This window comes from Paracoccus sp. MC1862, assembly GCF_016617715.1.
Lineage (GTDB): Bacteria > Pseudomonadota > Alphaproteobacteria > Rhodobacterales > Rhodobacteraceae > Paracoccus.
Genome location: NZ_CP067225.1, coordinates 668,879 through 681,338, shown reverse-complemented (window position 1 = coordinate 681,338; position 12,460 = coordinate 668,879). Strand labels below are relative to the sequence as shown.

Genomic DNA, 12,460 nt, shown 5'->3' with positions numbered 1-12,460 from the left:
GGGTGCCCCTTACTGTCCGGCCACGGGCGCGACGGCGACTTGCGTCGTGTCGTCGGCGGCAGGCAGGCTGGCGTGATAGTCGTTCAATAGCGCGGCCACCGAGGGGCCGGTGATGTCGGTCACGACGCGCGGATACACGCCCAGCAGGATCGTCATCGCGATCAGCGGCACGAAGATCCAGCGCTCGCGCGGGGTCATGTCGCCCATGGTCCGCAGGCTCTCCTTCACCAGTGCGCCAAGCGTCACGCGGCGGTAGAGCCACAGCGCATAACCCGCCGACAGGATCACGCCCGAGGTCGCGACGACCGCCACCCAGGTGTTGACGTGGAAGGTTCCCAGCAGCGTCAGGAACTCGCCAACAAAGCCCGAGGTGCCGGGAAGTCCCACGTTCGCCATGGTGAAGAACAGGAAGATCAGCGCGTAAAGCGGCATCCGGTTCGCCAGCCCGCCATAGGCGTCGATCTCTCGCGTGTGCATCCGATCGTAGATGACGCCGACCAGCAGGAACAGCGCACCCGAGATGAAGCCATGCGACAGCATCTGGAAGATCGCGCCATCGACGCCCTGCTGGTTCGCGGCAAAGGTGCCGAGCGTCACATAGCCCATGTGGGCGACCGAGGAATAGGCGATCAGCTTCTTCATGTCGGATTGCGCCAGCGCCACGAGGCTGGTGTAGACGATGGCAATGGCCGACAGCCAGAAGATGAAAGGCTGCGCGGCGTTGGAAGCCTCGGGGAACATCGGCAGGCTGAAGCGCAGGAAGCCGTAGCCGCCCATCTTCAGCAGCACCGCCGCCAGCAGGACCGAGGCCGCCGTCGGCGCCTGCACGTGGGCGTCCGGCAGCCAGGTATGGACCGGCCACATCGGCAGCTTCACCGCAAAGGACGCCAGGAAGCACAGGAACAGCAGCATCTGCAGGCCCGTCGCGACCGAGATGCCGAGAACGCGCATCGGCTCGGACGGGAAGTCGAAGCCCAGCAGCGTCGGGATATCCGTCGTGCCCGAGACCCGGTACATCACGATCATCGCCACCAGCATCAGCACCGAGCCGAGGAAGGTATAAAGGAAGAACTTGAAGGCCGCGTAGATGCGGTCGCGGCCGCCCCAGATTCCGATGATCAGGAACATCGGGATCAGCCCGGCCTCGAAGAACAGGTAGAACAGCACAAGGTCCAGCGCCACGAAGACGCCGATCATCAAACCTTCCAGCACCAGGAAGGCGATCATGTAGTCCTTGGCGCGGTCCGTCATGGTCCAGGTAGACAGGATCACCAGCGGCATCAGGAAGGTGGTCAGCATCACGAAGAGGATCGAGATGCCGTCCACGCCCAGCTTGTAGCGCAGCCCCATGATCCAGGGCTGGTCCTCGACGAACTGGAAGCCGGTGTTCTGCGGATCGAAGCCAGCCATCACCACGCAGGAGACCGCGAAGGTCGCGACAGTTGCGACCAGCGCCAGCCACTTGGCATTGCGCCCCGCAGCCTCGTCATTGCCGCGCAGGAACAGCGCGAGGATCAGGCCCGCGACGATCGGCAGGAAGGTGATGATCGAAAGAAGCGGATAGGTCGTCATGTCAGCTCATGCTCCGCGCCGTCACCCAGAGCAGCAGGGCAACAAGGCCCAGCACCATCCCGAAGGCGTAGTGGAAGAGATAGCCGGACTGAACGCGGCCGGCGAAACGGGTCAGGCGCGGGATCAGGCCCATGGCGATGCCGTTGATCGTGCCGTCGATTGTGCGCTGGTCGCCGCCCTTCCACAGCGCCCGGCCGATCCATTGCGCGGGACGGACAAAGACCCAGTCGTACAGCTCGTCGAAATACCACTTGTTCAGCAGGAAGCGGTAGAGCGGCCGCTGCGTCGCGGCCAGCCGCGCGGGGGCGGCGGGGTTGCGGATATACATCGCGTAAGCCAGCCCGAGGCCGATCAGCATGGCGATGAAGGGCGAGACCTTCACCCAGACCGGCGAATGGTGCGCTTCGTCCATCACATGGTTGTCGGGGTGCATGTAGATCGCGCCTCCGACCGGGGCGGCGACCACCGCAACCTCGCCATCAGCGGGCGCGCTCTCCGGGTTGGTGGCCCCCGTCGCCGGGTCGACGGCGGCATGGTCGGCCGCCACTTCGGCCGGAGCCGTCGGGGCCGCAGCCTCGCCCGGCGCCGCCACGTGGTCGGCGGGATCGGCGCTGGCATGCTCGGCACCCGCCGCATGATGCGGCATGTGGAAAAACTGCGTCACGCGGTCATGGTCGCCGAAGAAGGGGCCATACCAGACCATCCCAGCGAAGACCGCGCCGACCGCCAGCACGCCCAGCGGCACCAGCATGACGGGCGGGCTTTCATGGGCATGCTCATGCGCGTGCATGGGATCGTGGTGATGATGCGCGTCGTGGACATGGGCGTGGGCGGGCGAAGGCTGGACCTCCTCCTCGGCCTTGATCTCGGGGTCCCAGACCTGCTGCGGGCGCGGCTGCCCCCAGAAGGTCAGGAACATCAGGCGCCAGGAATAGAAGCTGGTGAAACAGGCGGCGATGACCAAAAGCCAGAAGGCATAAGCCTCGCCCGAGGCATAGGCGCTTTCGATCACTGCATCCTTGGACAGGAAGCCGGCAAAACCGATGGTGGTCAGCGGGATGCCGACGCCGGTGATGGCAAGGGTGCCGATCAGCATCGCCCAGAAGGTATAGGGCACCTTCTTCCGCAGCCCGCCATAGTTCCGCATGTCCTGTTCATGGTGCATCGCGTGGATGACGGAACCGGCGCCCAGGAACAGCATGGCCTTGAAAAAGGCGTGGGTGAGCAGGTGGAACATCGCCACCGAATAGACGCCCACGCCCGCCGCCACGAACATGTAGCCAAGCTGCGAGCAGGTCGAATAGGCGATCACCCGCTTGATGTCGTTCTGCACGAGGCCGACGGTCGCCGCGAAGAAGGCGGTCGCCGCGCCGATGAAGACGATGAACTGCTTGGCCTCGGGCGCAAATTCGTAAAGCGGCGACATCCGGCAGACGAGGAACACGCCCGCCGTCACCATGGTCGCGGCGTGGATCAGGGCCGAGACCGGCGTCGGGCCTTCCATCGCGTCGGGCAGCCAGGTGTGCAGGCCAAGCTGCGCCGACTTGCCCATGGCGCCGATGAACAGCAGCACGCCCAGCAGATTGGCGGCGTTCCAGGTGGTCCAGAGGAAGGGTACCTCGGTCGTGGCGATGGTCGGCACCTGCGCGAAGATCTCGTCGAAGCGGACCGAGCCGGTCAGCCACCACAGCCCGAAGATCCCCAGCAGGAAGCCGAAGTCGCCCACGCGGTTGACGATGAAGGCCTTCATCGCCGCCGCATTCGCGCTGGGTTTCTTGTAGTAGAAGCCGATCAGCAGGTACGAGGCGAGGCCCACGCCCTCCCACCCGAAGAACATCTGCAGCAGGTTGTCGGCCGTCACCAGCGCCAGCATGGCGAAGGTGAAGAAGGACAGATAGGCGAAGAAGCGGGCGCGGTAAGGCTCGTCCTCGGTCCAGTTGTCGTCATGGGCCATGTAGCCGATCGAATACAGGTGCACGAGCGCCGAGACGGTCGTCACCACGATCAGCATGATCGCGGTCAGCCGGTCGATGCGGATGGTCCAGGTGGCGGCGAAATCGCCCGAGACGATCCAGTCCATCATGTGGATCGAATATGGCTGGCCGTCGAAGCCGAGGAAGATGATCCAGCTGAACAGGGCGGCAAGGAACAGCACGCCTGTCGTCAGGACCTGCGCGCCCTTTTCCGAGATCACCCGCCAGCCGAAGCCGGCGATGACCGAGGCAATCAGGGGGGCAAGGAGGATGAACTTTTCCATGAACTGCCTCAGCCCTTCATCACGTTGACGTCTTCGACCTCGATGGTGCCGCGGTTGCGGAAGAACACCACGAGGATGGCAAGGCCGATGGCCGCCTCGGCCGCGGCGACGGTCAGCACGAACATGGTGAAGACTTGCCCCGCGAGATCGCCCAGATGCGCCGAAAAGGCGACGAAGTTGATGTTCGCCGACAGCAGGATCAGTTCGATCGACATCAGGATGACGATGACGTTCTTGCGGTTCACGAAGATGCCGAACACGCCGGTGACGAACAGGATCGCCCCCACGACAAGATAATGTGTCAGTCCGATCATCTGCCTTCGTCCCTTCCGGTTCGTGGTCCGGTCTTCTTGCGCGCGACTCTCTTGGGCCGCTGTTTAGATCACGCCGCCGCGAGTGAACAGACGCGAGCCGCGAAATCCGCCGCCTGCATCGGGGATGCAGGCGGACGTCTTATTGCAAGCCCTGCCCCGGCTTGGGATTGGTCATCCGCATCGCCTTGGCCGGGTCGCGCCACATCTGCTGCAGCACGTCCTGGCGCTTGATGTCGCGGCGGTGACGCAGGGTCAGCAGGATGGCCCCGATCATGGCCACCAGCAGGATCAGCCCGGCCAGCTGGAAGGGCAGCAGGTAGCGGTCGTAAAGGATGCCGCCAAGCGCATGGGTGTTCAGCGTGTTTTCCACGATGGGCGCGATCCGCGCCCCCTCGGCCGTGGCGGCGCTTTCCCAGGCCCCGAAGGCGATACCCAGTTGCGCCAGCACGACCAGCCCCATCAGCAGCGCCAGCGGCAGATAGCGCGCCAGTTCCCCTTTCAGCGCGGCGAAGTCGATGTCGAGCATCATCACCACGAAGAGGAACAGCACCGCGACCGCGCCCACATAGACGATGATCAGCAGCATCGCCACGAACTCGGCCCCCTGCAGGACGAACAGCCCCGCCGAGGACAGGAAGGCGAGGATCAGCCACAGCACCGAATGGACCGGGTTGCGCGAGATCACCACCATGAAGCCGGCGATGCAGACGGAGATCGCGAAAAGGTAGAAGGCGAAAGCCATCATGACGCGTCGTCCTCCTCGGCAAAGACCGACTGCGCCAGTTCCAGCGCCTTCTGCATCGCCGGCAAGCCGCCGAACATGCTCATCTGCCAGATCGTTTCGGCGATCTCGCGCTTGGTGGCACCGGATTCGCGGGCGTGGCGCACGGCAAGCCGCAACTGCGGCTCGGCCATCGCGCCTTGCACGGTCAGCGCGCCGATGGTCAGCAGCAGGCGGGTCTTGGCGTCCAGCCCCTCGCGGTTGAAGGTGCGGCCGAACCACATCTCCATCATGTCGGCGGACATGGTGGGGAACATCTTTTCAAAGGCGCGGGGATCGAATTTTTCCAGCGCAGGATTGAAGGCCTGCGCCATCTCCTGCCCGGACTGCAGCATCTGCTGGAACAGCTTGGTGAAACCGTCGCTCATCTGTAGGGCGCATCCAGTTGAAGGTTGCGGGCGACCTCGGCCTCCCACCGCTCGCCGTTGGCGAGCAGCTTGGCCTTGTCGTAGAACAGTTCTTCGCGCGTTTCCGTGGCGAATTCAAAATTCGGCGTCTCGACGATGGCATCGACCGGGCAGGCTTCCTGGCAGAAGCCGCAATAGATGCACTTGGTCATGTCGATGTCATAGCGCGTGGTCCGGCGCGAGCCGTCCTCGCGCGGCTCGGCGTCGATGGTGATGGCCTGCGCCGGGCAGATCGCCTCGCAAAGCTTGCAGGCGATGCAGCGTTCCTCGCCGTTGGGATAGCGGCGCAGGGCGTGCTCGCCCCGGAAGCGCGGCGACAGCGGGCCCTTTTCATGCGGATAGTTGATCGTGGGCTTGGGCGCGAAGAAGTATTTCATCGCAAGGCCGAAGCCCTTGATGAAGTCCCACATGAAAAAATACTTGGTCGCGCGGACGAAATCGACGGCCATTACAGGGTTTCTCCGACTGCTTCCACGCCGCCCTCCGGGGCGGCATAGCGGTCCATCGCGCCCACCAGGATGCGCTTGACCGAGCCGTCCGGCGTGATCCCGTGCGGTGCCAGCGCGTCCAGCAGGAACTGGGCGAACTCGGCCTTGTCGTTTTCCGTGGCGTCGCGCAGGGCAACCGCGATTTCATTCGTGATCAAGGCTTATCCTCCGACAATGGTCTGGCCGATCGGCACCAGATGATCCCAGCGGGCCCAGAAGCCGTCCAGCGCCTGGAAGCGGGCGAGGAAGGCGATCAGCACGACCCAGCCCAGCGACAGGGGCAGGAACACCTTCCAGCCGATCCGCATCAACTGGTCATAGCGATAGCGCGGTACCATCGCCTTCACCATGGCGATCATGAAGAACCAGAATACCATCTTCAGGAACATCCACAGCGCGCCATCGGGCAGGCCGGGGATCGGCGACAGCCAGCCGCCGAAGAACAGCAGCGACATCAGCGCGCACATCAGCCAGATCGAGATGTATTCGCCCGCCATGAACAGCAGGTAGGGGGTCGAGGAATATTCGACCATGTGGCCGGCGACCAGTTCGGATTCCGCCTCGGCCAGATCAAAGGGCGGACGGTTCGTTTCGGCCAGGGCGCTGATGAAGAACAGCACCATCATCGGCAGATGCGGCAGCCAGTACCAGCTCAGCATCCCCCAGCCGCTCCGCTGGCTTTCGACGATCGCCGACAGGTTCATCGACCCTGCCGAGATGATGACGCCGATGATGATGAGGCCCATGCTGACCTCGTAGGAGATCATCTGCGCCGCCGATCGCAGCGAGGCGAGGAAGGGGTATTTCGAGTTCGAGGCCCAGCCGCCCATGATGACGCCATACACATGCAGCGAGCTGATGGCGAAGATGAACAGGATGCCGACGTTGAGGTCGGCCATCACCCAGCCGGGCGCGAAAGGAATCGCCACGAAGGCGAACAGCGCCAGCATCATCGACAGGAACGGGGCGAGGAAGAAGACGAACTTGTCCGCACCCGACGGGACGACGATCTCCTTGAGGACGTATTTGATCGCGTCGGCGAAGGTCTGCAGCAGGCCCCAGGGGCCGACCACGTTCGGGCCGCGCCGCAACTGCACGGCGGCCCAGATCTTGCGGTCGCCGTAAACCAGCCAGACCAGCGACAGCATCACGAAGGCGATCAGCGCCAGACCCTGCGCCAGCAGGATGACCGTGTAGCCGAGGGGGGATGCCCAGAATTCAGTCATGTGTTCGTTTTCCCCTCGTCAAGCGGCGGGAATGCCGCGGTCCTTGCAGCTTCGCAAGGTCTGGTCGGTTTCCATCACGCGCAGCCCCATGGGCTTCTTGTCCGACAGGGTGAAGACCGAGCCGGTCATCAGCTTGCCGTTCCGCTGGTTCTGCAGCGTGCGGATATGCCGGCCGTAGTCCTTGCCCTGCGTCTTGGCCCAGCCGGCCAGCGCGCAGGTGGCATAGGCGAAAGCAACCTCGGGGTCCACACCGGCCGCAAGGTTCGCCGTCACCTCGACAAGCTCGTTCTTGCGGTCGCCCTGCACGGGATCGACCCGGACGGCGATGAAATTCGCAGGCTCCGCCTTGAAGCCCTCGGGGAAGTCAGGCAGCGCCGGGCGGGTGCGGGCGGCGAATTCCTCCAGCGCCTTCTGCTGGGCGGTCGGCATCCGGCGGCGTTCCGGCGCCACGACATCAAAGCCGGCGATGTCGGCCGCCGACAGGTCAAGCCCCAGATTGACCTCCAGCGCGGCCAGATCGGCTTCCGTGACCTCGAAGGCGTCGCGGCCTGCCGGGCTGTCCAGCGCGACGGGCGTGACCGAGCCGTCAGGCTCGAGGATCAGGATCTCGCCCGACTTGGTCGAAACCCGCGCCAGCCCGAGCCTGGGCTGGGCCTTGCCGCGTTCGGCCCCGGCCTGTGCCACAGCGCCCGGCGCAACCAGGTTCTGGCTTTCTGTCTGGGCCGCGCAGCCGGTCAGCCCGGCCATGCCGGCTGCCGCGATCAATCCCGTGATGAGCGCCCGCATCAATTACTCCGCTGCCAATGCCGGTGCCCGGCGTGCCGCTGCCATTGCTGAAAGCTCGGCCATCAGCGGCGATGACCGGGCGATAGGGTTCGTCAGGTAGAAATCGCGGACCGCGTTGCGGAAGCTCGCGCGGCCAAGCTGGCCGGGTTCGACCGGCTGCCACGCATTCGCGGGCACCGCGTCGATCTGCGCCAGATGCGGCACGGCGTCGATCAGCGCCCGGCGAAGCTCGGCGAGGCTGTTCCACGGCTGGGTCAGGCCCAGTTCGGCCGACAGGGCGCGCAGGATCGCCCAGTTCTCCTTGGCCTCGCCGGGGGCAAAATTGGCGCGCATGGCAAGCTGCGGGCGGCCCTCGGTGTTGACGAACAGCCCGCTTTCCTCGGTGTAGCAGGCGGCGGGCAGGATCAGGTCGGCGCGGTGCGCGCCCCGGTCGCCGTGGCTGCCCTGATAGATGACGAAGGGCCCGCCCTCGACGCGCGGCGCGATCTCGACCTCGTCAGCGCCGAGGCTGTAGATGACCTCGGCCCCCTCGATGGCCGCGTTCAGGCCGCCTTCGGTCACGGCGCCCACGTCCATCGACCCTACGCGGGCAGCGGCGGTGTGCAGGACCAGCAGCTTGCAATCGCCAAGTTCGCAGATCCGCATCGCATGGCCGAGAACAGCCGCGCCGTCTGCCTCGCGCAGCGCGCCCTGCCCGATGATGACGATACCGGGCGTGCCGGCCGTGTTCGTCAGGTCATCGTCCAGCAGCTTCGCCAAGGCATCGCGGTCGCTGCCGAGATGGTCGTAGTCATAGGTCAGGTCGGCAGCCTCGCCCAGCAGCGCGATCTGCGCCCCATGCGCCCAGGCCTTGCGGATGCGCGCGTTCAGGACCGGCGCCTCGACGCGCGGATTGGTGCCGATCAGCAGGATGCGGCGGGCGCTGTCGATCTCCTCGATCATGGCGGTGCCGACATAGCCCGCGCGGTTGCCTGCGGGCAGCCTGGCCCCGTCGGTGCGGCACTCGACCGAGCCGCCCAAGCCCTCGACAAGCTGCTTCAGCGCGAAGGCGGCCTCGACCGGGGCGAGATCGCCCACCAGCCCGGCGACCCTGCGGCCCTTCATCGCCGAGGCCGCGGCCTCAAGCGCCTCGGACCAGCTTGCGGGACGCAGCCGGCCGTTCTCGCGCAGGTAAGGCTTGTCCAGCCTTTGCCGGCGCAGCCCGTCCCAGACGAAGCGGGTCTTGTCGCTGATCCATTCCTCGTTCACGCCGTCATGGTTGCGCGGCAGGATGCGCATGACCTCGCGCCCCTTGGTGTCGATGCGGATCGACGACCCCAGCGCGTCCATCACGTCGATGGATTCGGTCTTCCGCAACTCCCACGGGCGGGCGGTGAAGGCATAGGGCTTGTTGACGAGCGCCCCCACCGGGCAGAGGTCGATGATGTTGCCCTGCAGGTTCGAATCCAGCGTCAGCCCCAGGTAAGAGGTGATCTCGGAGTCCTCGCCGCGCCCCGTCTGGCCCATCTGCTCGATACCCGCGACCTCGGTCGTGAAGCGCACGCAGCGGGTGCAACTGATGCAGCGGGTCATGTGCGTCTCGACCAGAGGCCCCAGGTCCAGATCCTCGTTCGCCCGCTTCGGCTCGCGGTAGCGGCCGAAATCGACGCCGTAAGCCATCGCCTGGTCCTGCAGGTCGCATTCCCCGCCCTGGTCGCAGATCGGGCAGTCGAGCGGGTGGTTGATGAGCAGGAACTCCATCACCCCTTCCCGCGCCTTCCGCACCATGGGCGAGTTCGTGCGGATTTCCGATGGCGCGCCCTCGGGTCCGGGGCGCAAGTCACGCACCTGCATCGCGCAGGAGGCCGCGGGCTTGGGCGGGCCGCCCACGACCTCGACCAGGCACATGCGGCAGTTGCCGGCGATGGACAGGCGCTCGTGATAGCAGAAGCGCGGCACCTCGATCCCCGCCTGCTCGCAGGCCTGCAGCAGGGTCATGTTCGGGTCGACCTCGATCAACTGGTCATCGATCTTGATGGTGCGGAGATTGCTCATCTGCGTGCCTTGCGCTTTGCCTCAGTCCAGATGGACAAAGGTCTTCTGCTGATACCCGGTCCATGGCCCGGCGTCGACAATTGTCGTCACCGGCTGGACAGCGCGACGATAGGTCACGGGACCATCCGACGTCCGGCCCGGCGTCGAGGGAAAGCCATGCGGCATGGCCGCCTGCAAGCCCCCTACCCGCGCATTGGTGGCGGGCGGCTGGCGCCCGGCTGCGTCCGAGGATGCGGCAAGCGCCACATCCGCCAGCAGCATCGTCGCGGCGGCGGCCACGGTGATGCCGATCCCGATCCAGCGCACCGCCTGCTTCATTTCGCCACCAGCAGCGAGCCGGTCACGGTCCCGCCCGCCATTTCCTGACGGCCGAGGCGGCAGTAGCTTTCGGGATCGCCCTTCTTCACGCCGTTACGGGCCATGTAATCCTCGGCCACTGCATAGATGCGCCTGCGGTCTTCCTTGCTGTCAAGGAAGGCATCCACCTGCGCGCGCGAATAGCCCTTGTCCAGCGCATAGCGTTCCAGCGCGCGGGCCTGGCTGTAGGCATAGATCATCCGCGCGCCCAGTGTCGGGCATTCACGGCGGATGCGGTCGGCAATGCGCGCGGCGATCAGTCGGTCGTTGATGTAGCGTTCCTGGCTCAGCGGCTCCAGCGCGGCGGCGGGGGTGGCCAGCGCCCCCAGCGTCATCATCGCGGCGGTCAGGGCGGCAACTGTCTTTCCGGTCATGGCGTTTCCCTTGTTGCGGATGCCTGCAACATAGGAACAAAGGCCGCGAACCGCCGCACACGAGGCAGTCATGCGGGCGTGATCCCGGCTCGATCCCGCCATCAGAACCATTCCTTCCGGCGGATTTCGTAGGTTTCGTGGAACTGCTCGTCCGAACGGGTCATGTAGATGATTGCCTCGATGAAGGCGATCACGCCCACGATCATCGTCGGCAGGAAGAAGACGACCCACCCCAGCAGCGTGCAGGCCAGCATGATCAGCCCGGCCTTGTTGAAGCCGAGGTAGAACTTGTGGACGCCGAAGGTGCCGAAGAACAGCGCGAGCAGCCCGGCGATGAACTTGTTTTTGTCGCCATATGCAAAGGCGGCGGGGGTATTGGGGTCGGGATAGATCTGGACCGCCGCATCACCCTGCGGCTGGAAATCCACCGGCACGCCCGCGCGGGCGATCTGCCCGCTGCCCAGCAGGTCAGCCTCGCCGAAGGCATAGCGGCGGCCGTCGGCGCCGGTGATCACACCGTTGCCCGACTGCGCGTCGATATGGAGGATCTGGCCCTTCACGCCTCACTCCGCCGCCATCGCGCCCATGCGGCCGGTGCGCTTGGCCTTGATGCGGTCCTCGATTTCCTCGCGGTAATGCCGGATCAGGCCCTGGATCGGCCAGGCCGCGGCATCGCCGAGCGCGCAGATCGTGTGCCCCTCGACCTGCTTGGTCACGTCCAGCAGCATGTCGATCTCCTCGACCTCCGCCTCGCCGCGCACCAGCCGGTCCATCACACGCATCATCCAGCCGGTGCCCTCGCGGCAGGGGGTGCATTGGCCGCAACTTTCATGCTTGAAGAAGGCCGACAGCCGCCAGATCGCCTTGATGATGTCGGTGGACTGATCCATCACGATCATGCAGGCGGTGCCGAAGGACGACTTCAGCTCGCGCATCCCGTCGAAGTCCATGATCGCATCCTCGCACAGATGCGCGGGGATCACGGGACAGGACGCGCCGCCGGGGATGATCGCCTTGAGGTTCTTCCAGCCGCCGCGGATGCCGCCGCCGTGCTTCTCGATCAGCTCGCGCATCGGGATCGACATGGCTTCCTCGACCACGCAGGGCGTGTTGACGTGCCCGGTCAGGCCGAACAGCTTGACGCCCGCGTTGTTCGGGCGGCCGAAGCCCGCGAACCACTCGGCCCCGCGCCGCAGGATGGTGGGGACCACGGCGATGGATTCCACGTTGTTCACCGTGGTCGGGCAGCCGTAGAGGCCAGCCCCCGCCGGGAAGGGCGGCTTCATCCGGGGCATGCCCTTCTTGCCTTCAAGGCTTTCCAGCAGCGCGGTTTCCTCGCCGCAGATATAGGCCCCGGCACCGTGGTGCAGGAAGATGTCGAAGTCCCAGCCGGAATTGGCCGCGTTCCGGCCCAGCAGGCCAGCGTCATAGCATTCGTCGATGGCGGCCTGCAGCGACTCGCGCTCGCGGACGAACTCGCCGCGCAGGTAGACATAGGCGGTATGCGCGCCCATGGCGAAGCCGGCGATCAGCGCGCCTTCGATCAGCGTATGCGGATCGTGGCGCATGATCTCGCGGTCCTTGCAGGTCGCGGGCTCGGATTCATCGCCGTTGATGACCAGATAGGACGGCCGTCCGTCCGATTCCTTGGGCATGAAGGACCACTTCATCCCGGTCGGGAAGCCCGCGCCGCCGCGGCCACGCAACCCGGATTTCTTCATCTCGTCGATGATCCCATCGCGGCCCCGCGCGATGATGTCTGCCGTGCCGTCCCAATGGCCGCGTGCCCGCGCGCCCTTAAGGCTGCGGTCGCCCATCCCGTAAAGGTTGGTGAAGATCCGGTCCTGATCGCTCAGCATCGCGT

Annotated in this window: 14 protein-coding genes; all 14 read right to left on the bottom strand. The window is 65.5% G+C overall.

From position 1 onward, the window contains the following. Nucleotides 1-9: 9 nt before the first annotated feature. On the bottom strand, nt 10-1,572 hold the full coding sequence (locus JGR78_RS03460) for an NADH-quinone oxidoreductase subunit M (RefSeq protein WP_182803025.1): 1,563 nt from the start codon (nt 1,570-1,572) through the stop codon (nt 10-12). Between the two features lies 1 nt (nt 1,573). After that, nucleotides 1,574-3,829, bottom strand: a complete 2,256-nt coding sequence (gene nuoL, locus JGR78_RS03455) for an NADH-quinone oxidoreductase subunit L (RefSeq protein WP_182803023.1) — start codon at nt 3,827-3,829, stop codon at nt 1,574-1,576. An 8-nt stretch (nt 3,830-3,837) separates the two neighbouring features. Continuing rightward, on the bottom strand, nt 3,838-4,143 hold the full coding sequence (gene nuoK, locus JGR78_RS03450; RefSeq protein ID WP_182792949.1) for an NADH-quinone oxidoreductase subunit NuoK: 306 nt from the start codon (nt 4,141-4,143) through the stop codon (nt 3,838-3,840). A 139-nt stretch (nt 4,144-4,282) separates the two neighbouring features. Further along, nucleotides 4,283-4,888, bottom strand: a complete 606-nt coding sequence (locus JGR78_RS03445; RefSeq protein WP_182803021.1) for an NADH-quinone oxidoreductase subunit J — start codon at nt 4,886-4,888, stop codon at nt 4,283-4,285. Then, nucleotides 4,885-5,292, bottom strand: a complete 408-nt coding sequence (locus tag JGR78_RS03440) for a carboxymuconolactone decarboxylase family protein (RefSeq protein WP_182792951.1) — start codon at nt 5,290-5,292, stop codon at nt 4,885-4,887. Before JGR78_RS03440 ends, JGR78_RS03445 begins: the two co-directional genes overlap by 4 nt. After that, nucleotides 5,289-5,780: an NADH-quinone oxidoreductase subunit NuoI gene (gene nuoI, locus JGR78_RS03435; RefSeq protein WP_182792952.1), complete on the bottom strand. Its 492-nt coding sequence runs from the start codon at nt 5,778-5,780 to the stop codon at nt 5,289-5,291. The genes JGR78_RS03440 and nuoI overlap by 4 nt, the downstream gene beginning before the upstream one ends. Continuing rightward, the gene (locus tag JGR78_RS03430) at nt 5,780-5,977 is read right to left on the bottom strand and encodes a hypothetical protein (RefSeq protein WP_182792953.1); all 198 of its coding nucleotides are present in this window, start codon (nt 5,975-5,977) and stop codon (nt 5,780-5,782) included. Before JGR78_RS03430 ends, nuoI begins: the two co-directional genes overlap by 1 nt. A 3-nt stretch (nt 5,978-5,980) precedes the next feature. After that, nucleotides 5,981-7,045: an NADH-quinone oxidoreductase subunit NuoH gene (gene nuoH, locus JGR78_RS03425; protein ID WP_182792954.1), complete on the bottom strand. Its 1,065-nt coding sequence runs from the start codon at nt 7,043-7,045 to the stop codon at nt 5,981-5,983. Between the two features lie 18 nt (nt 7,046-7,063). After that, entirely contained in the window at nt 7,064-7,831 is a 768-nt protein-coding gene (locus tag JGR78_RS03420; protein WP_182792955.1) for a hypothetical protein, read from the bottom strand. Between the two features lie 3 nt (nt 7,832-7,834). After that, the gene (nuoG, locus tag JGR78_RS03415; RefSeq protein ID WP_182803018.1) at nt 7,835-9,865 is read right to left on the bottom strand and encodes an NADH-quinone oxidoreductase subunit NuoG; all 2,031 of its coding nucleotides are present in this window, start codon (nt 9,863-9,865) and stop codon (nt 7,835-7,837) included. A gap of 21 nt (nt 9,866-9,886) precedes the next feature. Then, the gene (locus JGR78_RS03410) at nt 9,887-10,171 is read right to left on the bottom strand and encodes a hypothetical protein (protein ID WP_182792957.1); all 285 of its coding nucleotides are present in this window, start codon (nt 10,169-10,171) and stop codon (nt 9,887-9,889) included. A gap of 8 nt (nt 10,172-10,179) precedes the next feature. Then, nucleotides 10,180-10,596: a DUF5333 domain-containing protein gene (locus JGR78_RS03405; protein WP_234450844.1), complete on the bottom strand. Its 417-nt coding sequence runs from the start codon at nt 10,594-10,596 to the stop codon at nt 10,180-10,182. A 101-nt stretch (nt 10,597-10,697) separates the two neighbouring features. Further along, a complete protein-coding gene (locus JGR78_RS03400; RefSeq protein WP_182792958.1) occupies nt 10,698-11,156 on the bottom strand; it encodes a TM2 domain-containing protein in 459 nt (152 codons plus the stop codon). Between the two features lie 3 nt (nt 11,157-11,159). Then, nucleotides 11,160-12,455: an NADH-quinone oxidoreductase subunit NuoF gene (gene nuoF, locus JGR78_RS03395; protein ID WP_182803014.1), complete on the bottom strand. Its 1,296-nt coding sequence runs from the start codon at nt 12,453-12,455 to the stop codon at nt 11,160-11,162. Nucleotides 12,456-12,460: the final 5 nt, after the last annotated feature.